Origin of the sequence: Baekduia sp., from assembly GCF_035996765.1 — a bacterium.
GTDB lineage: Bacteria > Actinomycetota > Thermoleophilia > Solirubrobacterales > Solirubrobacteraceae > Baekduia.
The window spans coordinates 1-22,056 of record NZ_DASYJG010000073.1; the positions used below are offsets into that span (position 1 = coordinate 1).

Here is a 22,056-nt window from a genome sequence, read left to right on the forward strand (position 1 = left end):
CCACCTTCCCGGCTACCGGGCTCTGTTCCCACCTAGCTTCCTGGCACAAGCAATTGAGGCGGACTCCCGGCGCGAGGTTGGGCAGCTGGCTCTGTGGGGGCAGTTCGTCAGAGGCGATGGTGAGCTGTACCAGCCGCGTACTGACCAATTCGTTAGCGCTTGCGACGGAGCTACTGAGGTCGGCGACCTCATCGCGGCCTTTCCGCTGAAGAAGCTGGACGTGGTCGGGGCTCTCGATGACGTTCTCACCTGGGTGAACCGGCGGCGACGAGCTTGACGCATGCCGATATGGGCATATGATGGAAGGTATGGCACGGGCTGCTACGACGTCGGATGTTTTTAATGCGATCGCTGAGCCGCAGCGGCGGGAGATTTTGGTGTTGCTGCGGGCGGGGGAGCGGCCGGTGACTGAGTTGGCTCGGGAGTTGGGGATGACTCAGCCAGGGGCGTCCAAACATCTGCGGGTGCTGCGGGAGGTCGGGCTGGTGCGGGACCGGAAGGCGGGCAAGCAGCGCCTGTACGGCCTGGACGCTCGCGGGTTGCGGCCGGTCCACGAGTGGGCCGGCGGGTTCGAGCGGTACTGGAACGAGAGCTTCGACCGGCTGGACGCGTACGTGCAGGACCTCAAGCAGGCAAGGCAGGAGGACAGCTGATGGGTACGACGGCGCACTCCGCGGCGGCTGACCGCGAGATCGTCATCTCCCGGGTCATCGACGCCCCACGAGAGCTCGTGTTCGAGGCGTTCACCGAGGTGCGGCACCTGTCGCGGTGGTGGGGACCGGAGGGGTTCACCACCACCACGCGGGCGTTCGAGTTCCGCGTCGGCGGGGAGTGGGACTTCGTGCTGCACGGACCGGACGGGACCGACTACCAGGAGTGGATCTCCTGGACCGAGATCACCCCGCCGCAGCGAATCGCGCTGCGCCACGGTGAGTTCCGCGACGACCCGAACGCCTTCGAGTCGGTCTTGACGTTCGCGCCCTACGGCCCGGCGACCCGGATCGAGATGCACACCGTGTTCCCCACCAAGGAACTGCGCGACGAGGCGGTCGAGAAGTACCACGCGATCGAGGGCGGCCAGCAGACCCTGGGCAACCTGGCGGCCTACGTCGCCGAGATCGTTCGCAAGGGAGTTGAGGGCTGATGGCCGGGAAGGTGTTCTTCAGCGTGACGATGTCGTTGGACGGGTTCGTCGCGCCAGAGTCGATCGAGGACTTGATGGGGCCGCAGTGGATGGAGCTGCAGCAGTGGCTCTTCCCGCAGCGGTTCTTCCGGGAGAACCTCGGGCTCGGCGAGGGCGGCGAGGAGGGGCGCGAGAACGACATCGTGCGGGAGACGTTCGAGCGCACCGGCGCGAGCGTGATGGGCAAGCGCATGTTCGAAGCCGGCGAGCCGGCATGGCCGGAGGATGCGCCGTTCCACACACCGGTCTTCGTCGTGACGCACGAGCAGCGTGACCCCTGGCAGCGGCTGGGCGGGACCACCTTCCACTTCGTCAACGACGGCATCGAGACCGCGCTCGACCAGGCCCGCGAGGCCGCCGGCGATCGAGACGTCCGCATCGCGGGCGGCGGCGCGACGATCCTCGAGTACGTGAACGCCGGCCTGATCGACGAGTTCACGATCGCGCTCTCACCCATGCTGCTGGGCTCCGGGATCCGCCTGTTCGAGGGCGTGGACGCGAGCCGCATGGCCCTGGAGCCGGTCCGCGCAGAGCCGACGCAGCGAGTGACCCACCTGACCTACGCCGTCCGGGAGCGGTAACTGCCTCGGCCTCAGCGCTCCCTCGCCGAGATCAGCACAACTTTGACCCGGGCGATACGTCGATGACCGCGATGAAGCGACTCGCGCTCTTCCTGACGTCCACCCTGCTCGTCCTCGCCGCCATGGTGCCCGCGGGCGCTTTGGCAACGGGCCCGCCCCACGACCGCTGCGCCCCGCGCGCGCACGAAGAGGTCCGGGCCCGCTCGCATGCAGCAGTCATCCTGCTGCGCCGCACACGGGTGCTGATCGGTTGCTCGACGGCGACCGGCCAGCGGCGGGTGATCGACACGGCCTATGGCTACTGGATCTACTTCGAGCAGGTCCACGTCCGCGGGACGGTCGTCGCCTACGTGATCACCCAGGCGAGCAAGTACATGGACGGCACGAGCGCGCTGTACCGCGCCAACGCGATGCGAGCCCGCGGGCGGTGGGAGATCGAGGACTCCTGGGTGAGGGATGTCGCGATCGGGCCCGGAGGGACCATCGCCTACGTCACTAGCGGCAGCCCGTCCTACGTGCTCCGCGTCCACCGCGCGAACGGCGCGAGACTCGAGGTGGATGGCGCCCTGCACCTGCGCGACGTGCGCTTCGTCGGCGACCGGCTGACCTGGCGCCACGGCAAGACGACCCAGTCCGCGGACGTCACCCCCACCGACCACTGCGGTGGCCACAGCGGGACCCTGACGCTCGCGCTCACCAAGCACACCGCACCGAGCTCCGTCACCGCCTGCCTGCGTGCGACAGGTGTCAGACGCACGTACGTCACCGACTATCAACAGCACCCCGTGGCGACCTCGGGATCGTGGATCGCCACCGTTCCCGAGGACGACGCCACCATCGTCACCGCCAACCTGGCCTCGAACGCGGGCGAGACCGTTCAGGCCCCCGGCGTTGACTACTTCCTGGCCATCAATCCCAACGGCACGGTCGCCTGGACCACCAGATCCGCCGAGCCCGGCACCAACCAGATCTTCGTCCACGACACGACGGGCACCCGCGCGCTCGATACCGCCGACAGCCTCACGTCCATCGGCTTCGACGGGACCATCCTGCGCTACGGCCCCAAGACGGTCCAGCTCCCCCGATAAGTTCCATCCGCCCCACCGTCTAGGCTTCGCCTACCGACAAACACGTGCCCCCGCGTCGCTGCGAACGACCGGGGGCGTGACCCAAAGGAGCAATACCTCCCATGAGTACCCCGCAGCGTACCCACGCCCGCGCGTTCACCGTTGATCGCGAGACCGCCGACGTTCTGCGGCTGGAGGCCAAGAAGGTGATGGACCTCGGCCACGAGTTGTTCGAGGACTTCCTGCTGTACGGGCCTGAGGCGCAGTACGTGCTGGCGATGCGCTTCTGCGCGGCGACCGCGTTGATCACCGCCGTCGGCTGGGACCCCGACGAGGTCGACCCCGATGCCGAGGAGTTTGAGGTGCCGTTGACCGACGATCTCGTCGAGCAGTTGCGCCACCGCCGTTACGACCTGGCGCGCTGTAACAACGATCGGCTTGACGGGCTGCCGGTCGATGAGCCGATCGATCCCGACGTATTGGTCGAGATCACGGTCGATCGCCTGGCGGCTCAGGCGCTGGATCGCCTGTTCGGCAAGTACGAAGCCGCTCGCCGCTCCTAAGCCGGCACACGATCCCGGGTCGCGACACATCGCCGCGACCCGGGACACGCGCCCAGCGCTACTTGGTGGTCTTGCGCGCCTTCGCCGGCCCGGTCGGGTCGAACGAGACCGTGACCTTGCCCGGCTTGCCCTTGGTCCGCTTGGCCGTGATCGTCGCGACCGTCGAGCTGGCGATCGTCTTGCTGGTCTTCTTGATGCCCTTGCCGGTGACCGTGACCTTGCCGGCACCAAGCCCGCCGACCTTCACCACGACGCTCTTGGCCGTGATCTTCTTGCTGATGATCTTGGTCGGGCAGGCCGGCGTGCTCAGGGCCAGCGACGCGTTGACGGTCTTGCCGTTCTGGCCGTTGATTTGGTGTGTGGCGGTTTGGGTGGCTTTGCAGATGTCGGTCCCGGAGACGACGAGGATGCCGTGTTTGCCGCCGTCGATGTCGAGGGTGAAGTCGCTGACGGGGGCGTCGGGGAGGTTGTCGAACGTGCTCACGAGGTGGTTGTCGACGACGTCGCTGGTCCCCGTGACGTTCAAGCGGATGCCGTTCTGGCCGGTCAGCGGGATCACGAGCTTGGGCAGCGTGCGGATCTGACGGCCCGACTTCTTGTCGATCCGGATGTTCTTGACGAAGTACACCGGCCCGGTCAGCGGCTGATCGAGGATCGGCGACCGCGCCGTCACATGGCCCACGATCGAGCCCTTCGGACATGTCGGCTCGGTCTTGGAGCCGTCGGCGAACTCGCACAGCCCGTTGGCGTTGTCGGGATCCAGGGCCAGCGAGAGCGGCAGGCTGACGGTGACCTTCTTGAGGTTGGCCTGCCCCATCGGCTGGGTCAGCACCGCGTGCACCCCGGGGTGCTTGTCGTCGGTGGTCTGTCCCTTCCCGGTGAGGCTGATCGCCAGCTTGGGCGACAGATCCAGACTCGAGCACCCACCGACCTGGAAGCGGCTGGAGACCGCAGCTGTGCTGCCTTCCCACGAGCCGATGGCGCCGGTGATGCTCATCGGGTCACAGGAGGTCGGGTTAAGCATGAACCCGGGCCGGTCCATGTTGACCGCGATCGAGCGGATCCGGACCGGGAACCCGTCGGTGGTGCCGTCCTGGCCCTTGACGTCGACGATCTTGGGCACATCGTCAGAGACGACGGTCACGTGCGCGTCGGTCGGATCGACGCTGATCGCCGCGCGGACCACGACCGTGCCGAGATCAAACGGGCCCGCGACCGCGCGCGTCACGATCGCCAGCCCGTACGGCCCGCCCTTGTACGGACCGGTCAAGAACACCTTGCCCGGCAGATGGAAGGGATCTGAGCCCGGGCCTGCCGCGGCGTCGGTGCTGCCGACCTGCGAAGCATCCGAACAGGTCCCCGCGCTGGCGTCGGCATCCGAGCACAGCGCCACCGAGCCGACGTTGGCCAGGATTCCGGCCGGCAACGTCGTGCTCACCGTGCGGATGTGCTCCTGGCCATCCGGGCGCGCCAACTGCAACGTGAAGCCGGTGGCATGCCCGGCCGACGGGTTGGTGGCACCGGCCGCAAACGACGGGGCGAACCCACCGGCGCAGTTGGTGTTGATCACCGAGCTGTCGCTCGGGGTTTTGGCCGGCGTCCCGCTCCACGGCGACAGCACCGACGTGGTGGTGTAGGTCCCGCACGTGTCAGGGGTGGCCAGCGACGCGTGCGGACCACCGAAGAAGTCCAGCTTGAAATCGGTGAACGGCAGCTGCGGGTTGTCGTCAAACGTGGTCGTCAGCTGTCCCGTCGCCGGGTCGGCGTGGATCTTCCCGGCGAGCTTGACCACCACTCCCGACTGCGCGTCATCGATCGCGATGTAGATGCCCAGGACCGAGTTGGTCGGGTTGTCGTTCTGGGCCGCGAGGTACACCGAGCCCTTGACCGGGTGGTCGAGCAACGGCGTGTCGATTTCCACCGAGCCGACCTTTGACGCGTCGGGACACCTGGCCGCACCCGCACCGTGGATGTCGATCTGCGCCGACGAGCAACCCTGCAAGCCATCGGCGGCCGCCGGGTTGACACTGAACCCTGCGGGCAACGTCACCACCGCCTGCTTGAGGTTGGCCTCAGCCAACCCATTGACATCCTGCAAGCCCGCCAACGGCAGATGCACGTTGACATGCAACCCCGTCGGCGTATCGGTAACCGTCGTGTCGGGCTGCGCGGTGATCGACGGCGTGAAGTCCAACCGATCACAACCCGTCGTGCCGATCGGATTGCCGGCAGTGTCATGGCTGAGGAAACTCGCGCTCGTAAAGACGCCCGGGTTCTCCCACGAATCGGCCCGGAGCGTGGTCGTCTGCGGCCCCACACAGGAGGTCGGCAGCGTGAGCAGAGGCTTCAGCGGCGCGTCGGAGGGACAGCTCTGGCCGGTACCGGGAGTGGCATTCTGGCCACTGACGCAATAACCCCTGAGAGGATCGTGGCTTGGATCGGCCGGAACGCCCCAGAAGACGACGGTCGAGCCAAGCAGATCGGCGGTCTCGTTGACGTTGTCGACGTCGACGGTGAGACCGTAGTCACCGCCGGTACGCACTGACGCATCCAGACGCACAGGAGCGACGGAGGAGGTGAAGCCGAACTCGGCGGGAACGCCGGGGGGCGGCACGAGGTTGTAGATCGGGTCCCACTCGATGTAGTCACCACCGCCACCGCCGTAGTTGAGGCGCAGGCCGGTGTAGCCCACCGCGGTGTTGTGGGGACAGCCGCTCAGGCCGCTGGAGGGGCTCGCGTCGAGGAAGTCAGATTGGGTGCAGCGCGGGACGGCGCTGGGGTCGCCGATAAGGCCCGGTGGGAGATCGACGTGGATGTCCTTGACCATGGCGCTCGAAAACGGCCGGCCGGCGGGGTCGAAGCCCACGTTCATCGAGAAGGTGGTCGTCGCCTGATAGGGATGCGAGCCCGCCTGGGTGACCGTCGAGCCGTCCTGGTTGGTGACCGCGCCGTCAAAGCTCCGGATGCCAAAGCCCGGCAACGGCGTCGGAGGGGCAAAGACGTCGATCCGCTTGTTGACCGGGTCAGAGAGATAGGCGTTGCCCCCGAGACCGCCGACGGCGACACCGGCGGGAGAACCATCTTTGTCCTGACGGCCGAAGTAGTAGAGCACCGTGCCAGAGGAACTGTAGACGGCAATCCGTGAGATCCCTCCGCCAGCGCCATTTGTAGGAGTTGTCTCGCCCTCGACGTAGAGATCGCCGGTCGCGGGATCGACGGCAAGGGCCCGCGGGGCGGTCGCGTCGACCACAGTCGGGGTCGGGGTCGGCAGAGGGCCGGTGGCGAAGTCGGCGGCGTTGAAGCGCTCGATGTCGGTGTGATCATAGGTGTCACCCGCGTAGACCTTGCCGTGGGCTGCCGCCACCCCGCAGGGGGTCGTGGCGGTGGCGATCCCGCCGGAGTAATCGGACTCCGAGGGGGTGGCCGCAGAAGGCGAGTAGCGCCACACGGCCTGCCCGACGAAGTCGCCGACGTAGACGTCGCCGCTGGCTTGGTCGACGGCGACGCCGCAGGCAAACCCGTAGGCGCCGGCGGGGGTGCCGGAGCCGGTGAGGGTGGTGCGTAGGGTGCCGTCGTTGGCGTAGACGCGGACGGCCGAGCCCGATCCGTCGGTGATGTAGATGTCACCATCGGCCGGGCCGCCGGAGCGATCAATCGCCACCTGGGCCAGGCCGAGGTCGGTCGAGGCCAGCGGCAGACCGGTGATGGCGTTGGTGCCCGCCTCGGGCCCGGCGGTGAAGTTATCGGGTGCGCCCGAGGCGGTGAAGCGCACGAGCGCGCCCGCACCGGGATCCAGGGCGTAGACGTCACCGTTGTGGGAATCGACCGTCAGTGCCTGCGGGCCACCATCCGCAAAGCTGCCAAACGAGGCGATCTGCTGGCGGCTGTCGTCAGCTGCGGCCGGCCCGGCGAGCACGAGCGCGGTCAAGAGCGCCAGCGCGAAGAGAGCTGCGCGGGTGGCGATCGGGGGGCTCAGACGGTTCATGCAGGCCTTTCGGTTGGTGCTCGCGTCGGTGATGGCGGAGGAAACGCTCACTTGTGGCCTCCGCTCTTGAGCGTCACCGCAGCGATCGCCGACGATGCGCTGCCATGGGCCGGTGTGTAGCCGACACGTGCCTTGAGCTTCAGCCGGTGCTTGTGCTTGAGCGTGCTCTTGCCCGCCGCGGTCAAGGTGACGGTCACCCGGTAAGAGCCAGACTTGGACGCGCTCTTGCGCGCGGTCTTGATGCCCGCACCGGAGATCGAGATCAAGCCCTTGGCCGGGACCTTGACCGTCAGCACGAACCGCGATCCGGCCACCGTCGTGCGGGTCACCTTGACCTTCGGTGTCACAACCGATGCCGCAGGGATCGTGTTCCCGGGACCCGTGAACGTGATGGTGGCCGCGTTCGGAGGCGGCGCCGAGACCGCAAGGGCGCCCTTACACGCGTCAGCACTGCACGGTGTCACCGGCGCCGGGCTCTGAGAGGCCAGCCCCCCACCGACGCGCGCGTCATAGACGTCATAGAGCGTGTCGACGTCCTGCCCGACGAGGCGATCACGGGTGTTGAAGAAAACGTCAGAACCACTGGGGGACGCGTCGAGGAAAACGGAGTCCGCGCTGCCGGTGCCCGACGAGAGGAGCTTGGCCTGGCCGTCGCGGTACTCATAGACGTCCTGGGTGCCATTGGTATCGCGCGAGACCAGCGCGTCGCCGCTGTCGAAGAACACGCGGCCGTCGTCTGAGATGTCGCGAGCACGGTGGCCCCAGGTCCCCGAACGGTCTCCTTGATGGCCAATCTGGAGCGTCGACGGACCCTGGGGGCGAGCACCGGTCGGGTTGCAAGAGGCGCAGACGAGGTGGTTGGAGCCCGCGTCGTAAAGGAAGACCTCGGGGCACTGACCGAAATAGCGAAGGCCGTCGGAGTCGCGACCGCAGGCAGGTCCTTGCGCCGGAGGGTTCGCCGGAGTGTTGTCATAGCCGGTCAGGCTGCGCACTGACTGGAAGGCGAAATGCCTGCCGTCGGGCGTGGTGACAACCGGCCCGGTGGCGGGCCCTCCTCCGGCATTGTCATAGGCCTCCCAATCCTCAGCATCGCCATGGTCGAGCGTGCCGATGAAGGTCGTCGTGCCGGCATGGGAGAGGTAGAGGTTGCAACTCCCGGCGAGGGCGCCGGGGGCGCCGCAATCGCCCGGCTGAGCCCCAGAGGCCAGAACGCCATTGGCCACGAAGTACACGTAGGAGCCGTCGTCGCTGGAGCCGGACAGTCCGACGAAGTGGGCGTCGGCGGTCGGGGTGAGATCGGTCAGGGTGCCGGTGTCGAGGTCATAGCGATAGAGGTTCTGCCCCGAGCCGGGAACGGTGTCGGAGGTCAGCCCCGAGGAGGAAGGGGCGGTGAAGATGACCCGTGAGCCATCCGAACTGGCGGTCAGGAACGAGCCGCCACCCCCCGGACCCGAGCCCTGGGATGCATCCACCTGCACCGTGGTCGCGCCGTTCTCGCGCACGTAGAGGTTGCCGTTCTCACCCTCCCAGAAGATGCGCGAGCCATCGGTGGAGATGAGACGAGGATTCGATCCAATGTAGGGGGTGCCACCGCCGCCGCCAACGCCGATCGGCGTTCCGTCCGGCGCGATGTTGACGAGCCGGAGGTGGCCCGCGACCCATTCGTAGATGTTGTAGGGGCGGGGAGAGCCACCCGTCACGGCGTCGGGGGTCGGGTTGTCTTGAACCGCGAAGACGACGTGTGTGAGGTCCGCGGAGGCACCGCCGATGATGGGAAAGATCTCCGCTCCCGGAAGGTGGACGTGGGGATAGGCGGGGGTGACCACCTGGTAGGACGGGTGGGCGGGATCGGAAAGATCAGAGACGTAGAGATTGATCTGCCCTGCGACCGTGTCAGCGGTCAGTGCCGGATAGTTACCGGTGCCGGTGACGCCGCGGGTGAGGTCGTCGTTGAAGACCAACTGGAAGTACGGGTAGTCGAGCAACGAGGTCGGGAAGGCGAGCGCCGGGGTGATGTTGTCGGTGTCCCAGCCGTCAGCGGTACGGCGAGAGATCAGATAGTCCGCCGTCTGGCTGCCGGCACCGCCCGCGAAGTTGGTGCCGAGGGTCGCCCACACGAGCCCATTGCCCGACCCGGCTGCGCGGGAGAAGGCGTGCTCTGAGTTCTGAAGGACGACACCCGCGTCGCCTCCACCCTTCTCGGTGGGTGAGACCTGCTCGTAGGCGCGGCAATCCGGCAGGTGGGCCGAAGAGGCGCTGCGCTGCGCGGCGTTGGGGCAGCTGTGAGCAACGGTCGAGGCCGTACTGCGGGTGGTGAAGGTGTGGTCGGAGCCGTTGACGGTGCCGGCGGTGTTGGTCGTCACGACGCGGAAGTGATAGGTCGTGTCGGGCGTGAGACCGGTGAGCAGTTGGGTTGCGGTCAGATCCTCAGCGCCGGTGCCCAGCGTGGCATCGAGGACGGGGGCCGTCTGGCCGTAGGTGGTGCTGGTGCCATAGTCGAAGTGGTAGCTGGTCTGGACGAGGTTGGGATTGACGCGCGCGTGCAGGGTCGCGGTGTCGGTCCCGACGTCGGTGGCCCACTCATCGCGAACGGCAGCGCCCTTGCTGTGGAAGGGCTGATCGTCGGTGGAGGTGGTGCCGAGGCTGTCGGTCGCGACTAGGCGCACGTGATAGGTGATGTCCGGCGCCAAGCCGGTGATGTCGGCCGAGACATCGGTCGCGCCGGTGATCGGGGTCGCCGGCGTGCACGGCGTCGATTGGGCGGCTGAGAAGCCGTTGGCCTGGAAGTCGGCGTCGTCGGTGTAGTCGAAGTGACACGCGGTGATGGTGGCGCCGGCGGCGCCCGGGTCGACGTGACCGTTGAGTGTGGCGGTGGTGATCGCGACCGGGTCAGCGGCCGCGATGGTCACCAGCACGGCGGTCTGGGTGGTGAAGGGTTGGTCGGCGCCGCCGTGAGAGCCTTGAGCGTTGGCGAGGTCGAGACGGACGTGATACGTGGTGTTGACGCTGAGCCCGGAGATGTCGGCATGGACGTCGGCCGCCGCAGAGAACGCGTTGCCCTCCGCGCAAGCAACGGTGGTGGCGCCGCTGAAGCCGCTGGCTTGGAAGGCGGCGTCGTCGACGTAGTCAAAGTGGCAGACGGTGACGGCTCCGCCGGTGACGGGATCCAGATGGCCGTTGAGCGTCGCGGTGGTCTGGCCGACCGGCGCGGCCGGGTTGGTCGTCGCATCGGGCAGGACGGCTCGGCTGAAGACCGCGATCTGCTGGCTGCCGGCGTCGGCTGCATAAATGGTCCCGCTCGTGGGATCCAAGGCAACACCGGCGCCAGCGGTCAGATTGGCCGACCCAAAGACGTCGACGGGATCGCAGCCCGCAAACGACCCCGGGGCGCAGCGCGGAAAGGTGTAGTGCTCGATCCCGGTGCCGGTATCGCTGTAAAGATCTCCGCTGACAGCATCAACCGCAAGGCCCGTCGCCGTACTACCGGTGACCTGGCCGATGTCGGTTCCGTCTGCGGTGAACTTCTCAACCGTCGGCGACCCGTTGACCTTGAAGAAATTGCCCGAGGCATCGACGCCGAGGCCGTTGGCCGCGGTTCCGCGCGCCGTCGTGAACGTCGTTGTAAACGTCCCGTTGTCGGCGAACTCGAACATCCGCGTGTTCGTGTCAAAGACATCCAGCGTCCCGGCGGCGTCGACCGCGATACCCGCCAACCCACCAAACGGACCGCTCGCCGCGGTCGAACCGTTCAGCTGTCCCCCCGTGCCCCACGTGCTGATCAGCACGCCCGCGGCCGAGAACTTCGAGACGACGTTGTCGCCCGTGTCGGCGACATAGACATCGCCGGCCGACGCACCGGCCGTGTTGTCAACCGCGACGAAGGTCGGGGCCAAAAACGCGCCCGCACCGATGCCGGGTGTTCCGGCCACACAACCGGAGGTGCAAACGTCGACGTCAACGCCGCCGACATCAGCGCCAAACGCGCGCACGAACGTGCCCGCCGAGCTGAACTCGACGACACGCGCATTGTTCGTGTCAGCGACGTAGACATCATGCGTCGCATTGCTGATGGCCACACCGCTGTTGGCCGCCAGCGACACCTGCCCATCACCCGCACCCGAAGAGCCAAAGCTCGACGAGAACGCATGGGTGTTCAAGGCGTGCGCCGGCCCGGCGGCCCAGAGCACCGCCACGAGCAACAGCGCGACCAGAGCGCACGCCAGGGCGAAGTGGCGAAACAGCCGTGCCGGGAAAGACGCAGAGGTCTCCGGCGCGCCTGCGCCGGCATCAACCAAACGGGAGTTCATGTTGTTGTTGGTCCTTCTCGTGGTGATCGCGGTGCTCAAGGGGGCAGCGAGGTCGTTGACGGCAACGGTGGGATGGGTGCTGGGCAAGGTCATCGGCGCTGCAACTGACGCGCGACGTCGGCGCCCTGCTCGGTGAGCTGCCAGGCGTTGGTGCGGCCCTGCTTGCGGCGCCGAACCACACCGGCACGCTGCAACCGGGCGAGGTGCCGGCTCATCTGGCTCTCATGGCGTACGTCGACCGCACGCGCGACCGCGATGTTGGTGGCGTCGGGGTGCTCGTCGAGGTACTCGAGCGTCTGGCGCGTGAGCTCGGTGACCAGCAGCCCGGAGTGATCGACGCCGGCATCCGATGGCGTCCAGCGCGCGACGAAGTTGGTGGGATCGCCGCTCAGGACGCTGGCGCGCGTCACCGCGCGGCGACGGCCGATGAACGGCGCGAGCAGCGCGTAGATGGCCGAGGCGGCGAGGTCTCCGTTTTCGCCGTCTTCGACGAGGTGGCGGCGCATCAGCTCCCAGACGCCGCCCAGCGCGGCGGCCATGACCAGATCGGTCGGCACCGCGGCCCGCGGTGGCTCCCCGAGCGACCGGCCGACCTCGTCGATCGTCGCGCGCTGCAGGACGAGCGCGTCGCGCCCCGCCGCCAGCGGCGCCACGACGCACAAGTACCCCAAGATCCTGTCGGCGCACAGCGCCCCGACCAGCGCCCGCGTCGCCGCGACCGCGCGGTCCTCCCACTCCGGCCCCACCGCGGCGACCGCCTCGGTCACGCAGCCGAGCAGCCGGTCCTGGGCGACGCCGAGCGTGTCGAGCAGACACGCGTCGCGGTCGACGTAGAGGTCATAGAAGGTGCGGCGCGAGACCCCCGCGCGCTGGCAGACGTGGTGGACGCCGATGGCCGTGCCGCCCAGTTCGGTGATGAGCTCGCCCATCGCCACGACGAGCCGGTCGCGCTGGGTCGGCAGGCCGTAGCTCTGGCCGCTGCGACGCTCCCGCGCGGCGACCGGCGCCGGGGCGCGGTCGGCCGCGGTCACGGCAGGGGCCATCGATGACCTGCGAGCAGGCACAGCGGACACGTCGTCTCCTCCAGCGGTTCTCTCTTGACCCGCGGCGGCGCCTCTCGGCACACACCGCCTCCCACACCGGGTGCCGCTGCCAGAGCGGCAACCTCCAGTGCGATCGGCACCGTAAACCCGGGGATGTGTGAAGTCAAGTTTCTACATGACGAATATTTTCACTGCGCCGGGTACGACGCTGTTCTCGGGCCCGTTTCAGGCGTGGTCGCTGGCCGGCCACCAGCGGTTGGCGGGCCCGGGACCGAGCTCGCGCCGCACATACCCGTCGGTCTCGAGCCGCCGCAGCTTGCGGTTGACCTGGGAGAGGTGGCGCACACCCAGCCCGCGCTGGACCTCGGCGCCGCTGGACCCCGGATGAGCCGCCACGAACCGCAGGTACCGCGCGTCGGTGCTCTCGTCGGACTGGTCGAGCGCCAGGCCGAAGAACCACGCGCGCCCCAAGGCATCGAGCGCGAGCCGCTCGACGTGGTCGCCGCGCGCCTCCCCGGTGCTGTGGCGCCGGCGCTGCACGGCGACGACCACCCGCCAGAGCGTCGGGCCGTCGCGCATGGACGCGGCCTCCTGCACCACGAGCTCCAGGGCGGCGACGCCAGGCGCACCGTCGTCCAAGAGCGAGTCGATCTCCTCCGCCGGGCTCGACGGGCGGATCGACGGCGCGCCGCGCGGCGCGATGGCATCGGGCGCATCGACGAAGGGGGCCAGCGCAAAGGCCGTCAGCTCCCGCCTTCGCGCCAATAGCGGCTGATCCGGCGCGTGGCGCAGGCCGTCGACGGTGATGGCGTCGATCGCGGTCAGCATCGTGCTCACCCCCACCGGCGCCGGCTCGGCCCCCCGCGTCTCCAGGGCCTTCAGGACCGGCGCGCGCACGGCATCGCGCGCGGCGCGAACGCGCTCGCCGGCGGCCGGAACGTCGCGCAGGCAGGCCACCGCCCAGTCGCGGTCGCAATCGAGGATCGCGAGGTACGCCCCCAGCGCCGCGGCCGCGCCCCGCTCCCAATCGCGCTCCGCCTGGATCGCTCGCAGGATCTGCGGGATCGCATAGGCCGCCGCGACGTCGTAGGCCCAGATCAGGGCATCTTCCTTGCCGTCGAACGTGCTGTAGAACGCCCGCAGCGAGACCCCCGCCCGCTCGGCGATCGCCCGCACCGCGGCCCCCTCGTAGCCGTGCTCGGCGATCTCGCGCACGGCGGCGTCGACGATCCGTGCGCGGCGATGGAACGCCTGCGCCTGAACCGGGAGGGCGTCGAGCTCCACCGCCTCCTTCGAGGCACCGCACGTGTTTGTCGACATGGGCCGATCGTAGACCCTCTTGGCTCGATTTACGAATCCCAATTCGTTTCATAGATCTTTCGAGAAGCCCCATTCCGGTTGTCGCGATAGGTATCCTCGGAGGCGTATGGCGTCCGCCCACCCAGGTCCCTCGCGTCACCTGCCGCGCGGACGCAGCGCCCTGGACGCCGATGCGGTGGCCGCCGTGCGACGGGAGCGCCTGCGCGGCGCCGTCATCGGGCTCATCGACGAGCAGGGCTACGGCGCGACGACGGTGCACGACATCGCCGCGCGCGCCGAGGTCTCCACCCGCGACCTCTACGAGCTCAGCGGCGGCAAGCAGCAGCTCGTGCTCGAGACGTGCGACGCGATCGTCACGGCCGCCTGCGGTCCGCTGCGCGCCCGACCGCCGACCGGCGGCGACCTGGGCGCCGGGCTGGCCGCGGTGCTCGACGACGTCGTCGACGCCGTCCTCTCCTCCCCGCCCGCCGCCCGGCTGGCGGTCGTCGACGTCGTGGCGCTTGGCCCGGCGGGCGTGCAGCGGCGCCGCGCGCTGATCGCCGGCCTCCACGAGCTGCTGCGCGACGCGGTCACCCGCGAGGGCAGGCCGCTGATGTCAGAAGCGGCGCTTGCCGTCCTGGCCGGCGGCGTCCTCCAACTCGTCGACCGCCACTTGCGCTCCAGGCAGCTGCGCCCGCTGCGCAAGGCCGCGTTGGACCTCGCCTCCTGGGGTGCGACCTACGAGACGACCAAGCCCCGGCCGCTCCCGCCCCGCGACCCGTCGATGGCCCCGCTGCCCGCTTCCCCGATCCTGACCGAGACGCTGCCCAGCGGCCGCCACGGCCTGCCCGCGGGCTTCATCCGCGACCACCAGCGCGATCGCATCCTGGAGGCGGTCCTCCTCGTCTCGGCCGAGCAGGGCTTCGAGGCCACGCCGGTCAAGGAGCTGATCGCCGCCGCCGGCCTCACCTCCAAGGCGTTCTACACGAGCTTCCCGACCAAGGAAGACGCGTGGACCGCCGCCTTCGAGCAAGCGTTCTCGCAGCTCTACCTCGCCGGCTGGCGCGCCGCGCGCGCCGCCGAGCAGCCCGACCAGATCGCCGCGGCCATCGCCGCCTGCCTCGACTACCTGGCCTCCGAGCCGCGGCGCGCCCGACTGCTGCTCGTCGACGCGGCCACGGCGGGCCGCCGCGCGCAGCCCGCCATCGACGAGGCGCTCGACGCCGGCGCGCGCCTGATGGCACGGGCGCTCGCGGGCGCCGAGCTGCCAAAGGCCGTCGCGCCGGCGATGACGGGCGGGATCGCCGAGCTGGCCGCAGGCTGGATCCTCGAGGGCCGCGCCGCCCAGCTGCCCGAGCTCCGAGGGCCGCTGATCGAGGTCGTCCTCACCCCGTCGCTGGGGGTCGCAGCAGCGGCGCGGGCCGCCGAGGAGGCGCTGCGCGATCCCAAGGACGACGGGCGCGGCGACGACCGCCGCCGGCTCATCGACGCCTTCGCCGAGGCGGTCGCCCGCGACGGGCTCGCCGCGACCAACCTGTCAGACGTCGCCCAGGCCGCGGGCATCGAGCTCGACGTCGCCAACGCGCTCTTCACCGACGAGCTCGACTGCGCGACCAAGGCGCTGGACGAGTGGGCCAGCCAGCTGGTCATCGTCGCCGCCGGGGCGTTCCTGGCCTCGGCCGGCGATCCGCCGCTGGCCGCGCACAAGGCGCTCGAGGCGGCGCTCGGCCACATCGCCCGCACCCCGGCGGTCGCGGCGCTTGCCGTCTCTGACGACCAGCAGCTCGCCACCGCGGCCGGCACCCTGCGCCTGCGCCACATCGCGCTGTTCTTCCAGCTCATCGCCGGACAGGTCCCGCCGACCCAGCAGCTCGCACCCCAGCCGCTCGTCGCGCTCGAGCTCCTGCTCGACGGCCTGCTGGCGACGCTGCGCCGCTTTGCTCAGCAGGGGCGGATCCCGGAGCTGCCACAAGAGCTGCCGGCGTTGAGCCTCCAAGCGCTGACGCCGTTCTTCGGCGCTGACGAGGCGCGCCGCGTCGCCGAGCAGTCGGCCGCCGCCTCGACCTCGCGCTGACCCGGAACGCACGACCCCTTCGGGAGCCGTCGACGTTCCTCAATACCGACGGACTCGTCACCATTTTTGGGAGACACAAAAGTCTCCCGAAATCCGCTGGCTTTTTGGTCACCGCCATGCTTAAGGTGAACACATGGCCGACGGTCGTCTCTCGACGTCAAGCTTCCTTCCTCCCGACGAGATCGACTGTCTGCTCGACACCGTGGCCGCATGGACGCAGCGGCTCTTTCACCAGATGGCCGACGCCTTCATGAGCGCCGAGGGCGACGCGCCGCTCGCGCTGCACCGCGCGCTGGCGGCGATGCTGCGCGAGATCGCCGACGCGCCGGACTCGGCGCATCTCGCGACCGTCGAGCTGCCCGCGCTCGGGCCATTGCTGCACGCGCGTCGCGACGAGGCGCTCGAGCTCTTCTCCACGTTCTTGGACGTCGGCCTCGCCGGGCTGCCGGAGCCGGCGGCCAACCGCGACGCGATCGCGCTCTGCATCGCCGGCGGCCTCTGGGAGACCGTGCGCCGCTACGCGCTGGAGCGCCGCCTCCACGAGCTCCCCGACGCCCTTCCGGGCATGAGCTACTTCTGCCTGTCGACCTTCTTCGGGGTCGACGACGCACGGCGCGTCAGCACCTCGGCAGCGCATTCGGGCTGAGCACCTCGTCGCCGGCCGGGAGGTCCGCTGCGCCGCGCAGTACCGTGCTCTCCCGATGAGACGCCGTACGAAGATCGTCGCCACCATTGGGCCCGCCTCGGGCAACCCCGAGACGCTCGTACGGATGATCGAGGCGGGTATGGACGTGGCCCGCCTGAACTTCAGCCACGGCTCGCATGAGCAGCATGCCGAGACGGCCCAGATGGTCCGCGACGCCGCCGGCCGCGCCGGTCGCCCGGTCGCGCTGCTCCAGGATCTGCCCGGGCCGAAGCTGCGCATCGGGCCGCTGGTCGAGGGGACCGTCGAGCTGAAGGTCGGCGACAAGGTCGTCTTCGAGTGCGGCCGCGACGACGGCCCGGGCGACGCGCGCCGGATGACGATCAGCTGGGAGGGCCTGGCCCGCGCCATCGACCCCGGAGAAGTGCTGTATCTCGCTGACGGCTCGGTGCGCCTGCGGGCGACCGCGGTGCGTGTCGAGGAGCTGGAGGTCGAGGCCGAGGTCGAGGTCGGCGGCACGGTGGCCAGCAGGCAGGGCCTCAACATCCCGGGGCCGGCCGACGAGCTGCCCTCGGTCCCCGAAGAGGACTTCGCCCACCTGGAGGCCGGCCGGCAGATCGGGGTCGACATGGTGGCCTTGAGCTTCGTGCGCCGACCCGAGGACGTGCTGACCGTCCGCGAGCACACGCGCGTCCCGCTGATCGCCAAGATCGAGAAGCCCCAGGCGGTCGAGCTGGCCGAGGAGATCGTGCGCGTCGCCGACTGCATCATGGTCGCGCGCGGCGACCTCGGCATCGAGCTGCCGATCGAGGAGGTCCCGATCGTCCAGAAGAAGCTGATCGCGCTCGCGGGCGCGCACGCGCGACCGGTCATCACCGCCACGCAGATGCTCGACTCGATGGTCAGCTCCTCGCGCCCGACGCGCGCCGAAGTCGCCGACGTCGCCAACGCGATCCTCGACGGCACCGACGCCATCATGTTGAGCCAGGAGTCCGCCGTCGGCCTCTACCCGGTCGGGGCGATCGCGATGATGTCGGCGATCGCGATCCACACCGAGCGCCACGCGCCCTACCAGACCTGGCTGGAGTCGCGGGTCACGCGCGACCACCGCGACCCGTCCTACACCGTCGCCCACGCAGCCTGCCAGGCAGCACGTGAGCTGGAGCTCGACGCGCTCGTCGTCCCGACGCTCTCGGGCCGCTCGGCGCGCCTGATCTCTGCGCATCGCCCCGACACCCCGATCTACGCGCTCTCGCCCGGCCGCGAGACGGTCCGCCGCTGCGGGCTGATGTGGGGCGTGCGCGCGGCGTCGATGAAGCGCCACGAGGTGACCGAGGAGCTGATCTCCGACGCCTGCGCGCGGGTCGTCGAGCTGGGATGGTGCCGGCCGGGGATGCGGGTTGGCGTGACCGCCGGGCTGCCGAGTGGGCGGCCGGGGACGACGTCGCTGTTTCAGGTCCAGGAGCTGTAGGGCCGCGGGCCGCGGCGTCGTTGGCGTTCCGTTCGGGCGTGGCGTTGCGTGCGCAGCGTGGTCTGTCGGCACCGAGGGAGTGAGAGTGGATAGGACGTTCGCGGCGCCCGGGTCGTCCGTGGAGAGCCTGGGCGGGGAGCGGGAGAGCGCCGGGCGACCGGTGAGCACCTTAGATCACACGAAACCCGCGTATATGGCGGGTTCCGCGCGATCGACGGAGTCGACACCCAAGATTCGAGCCCGAATCCGGCATCGATCGCACCTGGACGTTGCATCTCAACGTCTACATGCGATCAATCGATGTTCGGCAGCGAATCGCCCGCCCGGGCGCCGCGCGGACGACCCCGAGCGCCGCGCAGGGCCAACCCCGCTCACTCCCTCGATGCCGACAGATCACGCACCGCACTCCGACCGACGCCCGAGCTGAGGGCCACCGCGCCCGCACCCGCCCGCTACGCCCGCGCCGCCCCCACACCCCGGCGCGCCAGCACCAACCCCGCAACACCCATAACAACGAGCACAACGATCGCCGCGATCGCCTCCGGCGAGCCGAGGTCGTCGAGCGAGCCGCCCAGCGCGGTGTAGGCGAAGGCGCGCGGCGCGCAGCCGAGCGCCGTCGCGCCAGCGAAGGAGCGCAGCGCGACCGGCGACAGGCCCGCGGCGTAGTTGACCAGCGAGTACGGCACGCCCGGCATGATCCGCGCGTAGAGGATCGACAGGAAGCCGCGGCGCCCGATCCACGCACGCAACGCCGCAAGGCGCGGGCCTTCGAGCGCGCCGACCGCATCGTGCGCCAGCCAGCGCGCGATGCTGAAGGCCAGCACCGCGCCGAGCGTCGCCGAGATGATCGCGATCGGCGTGCCCAGCCAGGTCCCGAAGAGCAGCCCAGACGCACCGGCCAACAGCGGGCCCGGGAACAGCGCCGGCGTCAACGCCGCGCTCACCGCGATGAAGACGAGCGGCCCCGCGACGCCGTAGCCGTCGACCCAATCCTGCACGCGCTGGGCCGACAGCTTGCCGCTGGAAGCGATGACGATGAAGGCGGCGAGGATCAGCGCCGCAAGCAGCCCGAGCCGGACGAGCGCCGGGCCGCGGCGCGGGACGACGACGTCGAGATCAGCGGGAGGCGAGGAACTCAGCCTCCTGGCGCCCGAGCTCGGTGACGGGCTCGTCGCCATAGACCCACTCGCGTGCGATGCGATTCCAGTTGGCGGTCGCCTGCAGCTGGCTGATGACCGCCAGCGTCAGCATCTCCAGCCGGCGGCCGAAGAGGTGGTCGGGCGGCAGCGTCTCGTGGCGCATCTTGCCCCACCAGCGCGAGCGCGGGTCGCTCATCTGGATCATCACGTCGGTGGCGATGTCGGGCGTCAGCGTCATCTCAGCGTCCAGCGTGTACCAGCCGGTGAGATCGTGGAACTGCTCGAGGATCGACGTGGGGTCATAGAACTCCGGCTGCCCGAGCCACCCACCCTTGTGCAGGTGCTCGATCAGCTCCTCGCCACGCCCCTCGATCCCGAGCCGCTGGGTCTGCAGCTCGTACTCGGCCACCTCGTCGGAGATGCGCTTGAACAGCCCGAAGTCCAGGAACGCCATCCGGCCGTCGTCCAACAACAAGCAGTTGCCCGGGTGCGGGTCCCCGGAGAACTGGCGGTGGCGGTACATCGAGCCGAAGTAGAAGCGGAAGATGATCTCGCCAAGGCGGTCGCGCTCGGCGTCGGAGCACGACTTGAACTCGTCGAACTTGCGGCCGGTGACGAACTCGCTGACGATCACCCGCTCGTGGCTGAGCGACGTGTACACGTCGGGGATCACCACGAAGGGATGGTCCTTGTAGATGCGCGCGAGCGTGCGCTGGTTCTGAGCTTCGAGCTCGTAGTCGAGCTCCTCCTCGATGCGCCCGCGGATCTCGGCACCCAGCTCCTGCGGGTCCAGCCCGGGCGCGACGGACTTCATCAACCGCAGGATGATCCCGAGGTTCTGCAGGTCTGACCGCACGGCGCGCGCGACGCCCGGGTACTGGACCTTGACCGCGACGTCCTTGCCCTCGTAGCGGGCGCGGTAGACCTGGCCGATCGAAGCGGCGGCGATCGGCACGGGGTCAAACGACTCGAAGACCTCGTCGAGCTTGCCGTCGTACTCCTCCTCCAAGACCTTCTTCATGTCCTTGAAGGAGACCTTCGGGGCGGCGTCGCGTAGCTTGGCCAGCTCGGCCTGGAACTCCTCGCGGAACTCCTCGGGGACGAGGCCGACGTCCAGGAAGGACATCACCTGCCCGAGCTTCATCGCCGCGCCCTTCATGGTGCCCAGCGCGGCGACGATCTGCTTGGCCGTCTCGACCTGGCGGCGCGCCATCGCGTCCTGGGCGGCCTGCTCGTCGCGCGTCAGGTTCATGGCACGCGTGCCGGCCTGCTTGGCGCCTTGGGTCGCCGCGAGGCGCCCGACCTTCGCGGCGCGCGCCCACCGCGAGGTCGGGATGCGATCGTCGCGGGCCATCAGGCCGAGCGCTCCACCTTGCTGCCGGGGACGATGTCATCGCGACCGTCGAGCCAGCGCACCCAGGCCTTGAAGCCCCCGTCGTAGTCGTCGCCGAGCAGGACCAGCGTCGCCGGCTCGCCGAGCGCGGTGACCTGCTCGTCGCCCTCTTCGTCGAGGCCGCGCCAGAGGCGGATGAACTTGTTGTTCTCGAACTCCTCGGCGACCGTGCTCGGGTCGGTGTGCCCGGGCTGGATGACGGTCTCGGGCGGCAGCACCATCAAGGTGTCCATGATGGAGGACTTGAGGTCGGAGTACGAGGTCGAACCGGGGGCGCGCACGCCGCCGACCGAGTTCTTGAAGAGCGTGTCGCCCGTGAAGATGTTGCCCTCGACGAGGAGGCCGAGCATCCCGGCGGTGTGCCCGGGGATGTGGATGGTCTGCACGTCGAGGCCGCCGGCGCGGAGCGTCGTGCCCGCGTCCATCGTGCCGGTCGCGGTCTCGACGAGGTCCTTCTCCAGCGGGTGGATCAGGACCTGCGCGTCGGGCCAGCGCTCGAGGATCTGCGGCACCTCGGAGACGTGGTCGTAGTGATGATGGGTGAGCAGGACGTGCGTCGGCGTGAGGTCGTGCGCGGCGGCCTGCTCGAAGAGCGGCTCCATCGGCCCGCCGGCGTCCACGAAGAACGCCTCGCCACCGTCTTCGGACGCCACGAGGAAGGTGTTGGAGAGGAACTGCGGATGCATCGAACGCTCGAGGATCATGCGGGTACATTGACAGTCTGATGCCCGAGCTCATCCACACCTGCTACCGGATCGGCGACATCGACCGCTCCGTCGCCTTCTACGAGGCGCTCGGCTTCGAGGAGCTGCGCCGAATGCCCATCCGCGACGAGGCGATCAACGTCTTCATGGGCCTCCCGGACGACGGCGCACGCCTCGAGCTGACCTACAACCACGGCGTCGACTCCTACGAGCTCGGTACCGGCTACAACCACATCGCGATCACCGCCGCCGACCTCGACGCGACGCTGGCCAACCTGGCCGAGCAGGGCATCGAGCCCGAGAAGCCGCCCTACACCGTGCGCGAGGGCGGCAATCGGATCTGCTTCGTGCGCGATCCGGACGGCTACCGAATCGAGATCATCGAAAGCGGCTAGCCGGGCGGAGCCGGTCAAGGGTCCTGCGCATTGGGTCGATACGACCCCCATGCGCAATCTCATCATCGCATCGCTCACCGTTGCCAGCCTCGCAGTCGCGAGTCTCGCGGTACTGCCCACCGTTGCCAGCAGCGCCGTGACCAAGCGCACGTGCGACCCCAACTACCGCGGGGCGTGCCTGAAGCCGAACGTCAGCGACTACGACTGCG

17 protein-coding genes are annotated in these 22,056 nt (G+C 69.3%); 10 read left to right on the forward strand and 7 right to left on the reverse strand.

What is annotated here, in order from left to right; genetic code table 11:
* The 6 genes from VGO10_RS16040 to VGO10_RS16065 form a co-directional block, all read left to right on the forward strand.
* Nucleotides 1-277, forward strand: a 277-nt coding sequence (locus tag VGO10_RS16040) for a hypothetical protein (RefSeq protein ID WP_327470150.1), incomplete at its 5' end; no start/stop codon positions are given.
* Between the two features lie 31 nt (nt 278-308).
* Complete coding sequence (locus VGO10_RS16045; RefSeq protein ID WP_327470152.1) at nt 309-653, forward strand: metalloregulator ArsR/SmtB family transcription factor; 345 nt, start codon at nt 309-311, stop codon at nt 651-653.
* Nucleotides 653-1,144 carry an SRPBCC family protein gene (locus VGO10_RS16050; RefSeq protein ID WP_327470154.1) on the forward strand — a complete coding sequence of 164 codons (492 nt, stop codon included), beginning with the start codon at nt 653-655 and terminating at the stop codon, nt 1,142-1,144. Before VGO10_RS16045 ends, VGO10_RS16050 begins: the two co-directional genes overlap by 1 nt.
* The gene (locus tag VGO10_RS16055; RefSeq protein WP_327470156.1) at nt 1,144-1,764 is read left to right on the forward strand and encodes a dihydrofolate reductase family protein; all 621 of its coding nucleotides are present in this window, start codon (nt 1,144-1,146) and stop codon (nt 1,762-1,764) included. The genes VGO10_RS16050 and VGO10_RS16055 overlap by 1 nt, the downstream gene beginning before the upstream one ends.
* Before the next feature lie 71 nt (nt 1,765-1,835).
* A complete protein-coding gene (locus VGO10_RS16060; protein ID WP_327470158.1) occupies nt 1,836-2,852 on the forward strand; it encodes a hypothetical protein in 1,017 nt (338 codons plus the stop codon).
* 101 nt (nt 2,853-2,953) lie between these two features.
* Nucleotides 2,954-3,394, forward strand: coding sequence for a hypothetical protein (locus tag VGO10_RS16065; protein WP_327470160.1), 441 nt, complete (start codon nt 2,954-2,956; stop codon nt 3,392-3,394).
* A gap of 58 nt (nt 3,395-3,452) precedes the next feature.
* On the opposite strand, the gene VGO10_RS16070 is transcribed toward VGO10_RS16065, so the two are convergent.
* The 4 genes from VGO10_RS16070 to VGO10_RS16085 all read right to left on the reverse strand — a co-directional run bounded on the left by VGO10_RS16070 (nt 3,453) and on the right by VGO10_RS16085 (nt 14,049).
* Complete coding sequence (locus tag VGO10_RS16070) at nt 3,453-7,430, reverse strand: hypothetical protein (RefSeq protein WP_327470162.1); 3,978 nt, start codon at nt 7,428-7,430, stop codon at nt 3,453-3,455.
* Nucleotides 7,427-11,779: a hypothetical protein gene (locus tag VGO10_RS16075; protein WP_327470164.1), complete on the reverse strand. Its 4,353-nt coding sequence runs from the start codon at nt 11,777-11,779 to the stop codon at nt 7,427-7,429. The genes VGO10_RS16070 and VGO10_RS16075 overlap by 4 nt, the downstream gene beginning before the upstream one ends.
* Nucleotides 11,776-12,729 carry a hypothetical protein gene (locus tag VGO10_RS16080; RefSeq protein WP_327470166.1) on the reverse strand — a complete coding sequence of 318 codons (954 nt, stop codon included), beginning with the start codon at nt 12,727-12,729 and terminating at the stop codon, nt 11,776-11,778. The genes VGO10_RS16075 and VGO10_RS16080 overlap by 4 nt, the downstream gene beginning before the upstream one ends.
* A 225-nt stretch (nt 12,730-12,954) precedes the next feature.
* Complete coding sequence (locus tag VGO10_RS16085) at nt 12,955-14,049, reverse strand: TetR family transcriptional regulator (protein ID WP_327470168.1); 1,095 nt, start codon at nt 14,047-14,049, stop codon at nt 12,955-12,957.
* Nucleotides 14,050-14,155: 106 nt separating this feature from the next.
* Between VGO10_RS16085 and VGO10_RS16090 the strand changes: the two genes are divergently transcribed.
* The 3 genes from VGO10_RS16090 to pyk all read left to right on the forward strand — a co-directional run bounded on the left by VGO10_RS16090 (nt 14,156) and on the right by pyk (nt 18,216).
* On the forward strand, nt 14,156-16,102 hold the full coding sequence (locus VGO10_RS16090; RefSeq protein WP_327470170.1) for a TetR/AcrR family transcriptional regulator: 1,947 nt from the start codon (nt 14,156-14,158) through the stop codon (nt 16,100-16,102).
* A gap of 133 nt (nt 16,103-16,235) precedes the next feature.
* Nucleotides 16,236-16,748, forward strand: a complete 513-nt coding sequence (locus VGO10_RS16095; protein WP_327470172.1) for a hypothetical protein — start codon at nt 16,236-16,238, stop codon at nt 16,746-16,748.
* A 55-nt stretch (nt 16,749-16,803) separates the two neighbouring features.
* Nucleotides 16,804-18,216, forward strand: coding sequence for a pyruvate kinase (gene pyk, locus VGO10_RS16100; protein ID WP_327470174.1), 1,413 nt, complete (start codon nt 16,804-16,806; stop codon nt 18,214-18,216).
* Nucleotides 18,217-18,668: 452 nt separating this feature from the next.
* On the opposite strand, the gene VGO10_RS16105 is transcribed toward pyk, so the two are convergent.
* Genes VGO10_RS16105 through VGO10_RS16115 form a run of 3 tightly spaced genes read right to left on the reverse strand, consistent with a single transcriptional unit; the run spans nt 18,669 to nt 21,452 of the window.
* The gene (locus tag VGO10_RS16105; protein WP_327470176.1) at nt 18,669-19,394 is read right to left on the reverse strand and encodes a TVP38/TMEM64 family protein; all 726 of its coding nucleotides are present in this window, start codon (nt 19,392-19,394) and stop codon (nt 18,669-18,671) included.
* Nucleotides 19,333-20,709: an AarF/ABC1/UbiB kinase family protein gene (locus tag VGO10_RS16110; RefSeq protein ID WP_327470178.1), complete on the reverse strand. Its 1,377-nt coding sequence runs from the start codon at nt 20,707-20,709 to the stop codon at nt 19,333-19,335. Before VGO10_RS16110 ends, VGO10_RS16105 begins: the two co-directional genes overlap by 62 nt.
* Nucleotides 20,709-21,452, reverse strand: a complete 744-nt coding sequence (locus VGO10_RS16115; protein ID WP_327470180.1) for an MBL fold metallo-hydrolase — start codon at nt 21,450-21,452, stop codon at nt 20,709-20,711. Before VGO10_RS16115 ends, VGO10_RS16110 begins: the two co-directional genes overlap by 1 nt.
* A 20-nt stretch (nt 21,453-21,472) precedes the next feature.
* Here VGO10_RS16115 and VGO10_RS16120 point away from each other — a divergent pair, with 20 nt between their 5' ends.
* Nucleotides 21,473-21,847, forward strand: a complete 375-nt coding sequence (locus VGO10_RS16120) for a VOC family protein (protein WP_327470182.1) — start codon at nt 21,473-21,475, stop codon at nt 21,845-21,847.
* The last annotated feature ends 209 nt before the right edge of the window (nt 21,848-22,056 follow it).

Coding starts and splice junctions, on each gene's coding strand:
- VGO10_RS16045 (WP_327470152.1), top strand. CDS start 309: ATGGCACGGGCTGCTACGACGTCGGATGTTTTTAATGCGATCGCTGAG.
- VGO10_RS16050 (WP_327470154.1), top strand. CDS start 653: ATGGGTACGACGGCGCACTCCGCGGCGGCTGACCGCGAGATCGTCATC.
- VGO10_RS16055 (WP_327470156.1), top strand. CDS start 1,144: ATGGCCGGGAAGGTGTTCTTCAGCGTGACGATGTCGTTGGACGGGTTC.
- VGO10_RS16060 (WP_327470158.1), top strand. CDS start 1,836: ATGAAGCGACTCGCGCTCTTCCTGACGTCCACCCTGCTCGTCCTCGCC.
- VGO10_RS16065 (WP_327470160.1), top strand. CDS start 2,954: ATGAGTACCCCGCAGCGTACCCACGCCCGCGCGTTCACCGTTGATCGC.
- VGO10_RS16075 (WP_327470164.1), bottom strand. CDS start 11,779: ATGACCTTGCCCAGCACCCATCCCACCGTTGCCGTCAACGACCTCGCT.
- VGO10_RS16080 (WP_327470166.1), bottom strand. CDS start 12,729: ATGGCCCCTGCCGTGACCGCGGCCGACCGCGCCCCGGCGCCGGTCGCC.
- VGO10_RS16085 (WP_327470168.1), bottom strand. CDS start 14,049: ATGTCGACAAACACGTGCGGTGCCTCGAAGGAGGCGGTGGAGCTCGAC.
- VGO10_RS16090 (WP_327470170.1), top strand. CDS start 14,156: ATGGCGTCCGCCCACCCAGGTCCCTCGCGTCACCTGCCGCGCGGACGC.
- VGO10_RS16095 (WP_327470172.1), top strand. CDS start 16,236: ATGGCCGACGGTCGTCTCTCGACGTCAAGCTTCCTTCCTCCCGACGAG.
- pyk (WP_327470174.1), top strand. CDS start 16,804: ATGAGACGCCGTACGAAGATCGTCGCCACCATTGGGCCCGCCTCGGGC.
- VGO10_RS16105 (WP_327470176.1), bottom strand. CDS start 19,394: ATGGCGACGAGCCCGTCACCGAGCTCGGGCGCCAGGAGGCTGAGTTCC.
- VGO10_RS16110 (WP_327470178.1), bottom strand. CDS start 20,709: ATGGCCCGCGACGATCGCATCCCGACCTCGCGGTGGGCGCGCGCCGCG.
- VGO10_RS16115 (WP_327470180.1), bottom strand. CDS start 21,452: ATGATCCTCGAGCGTTCGATGCATCCGCAGTTCCTCTCCAACACCTTC.
- VGO10_RS16120 (WP_327470182.1), top strand. CDS start 21,473: ATGCCCGAGCTCATCCACACCTGCTACCGGATCGGCGACATCGACCGC.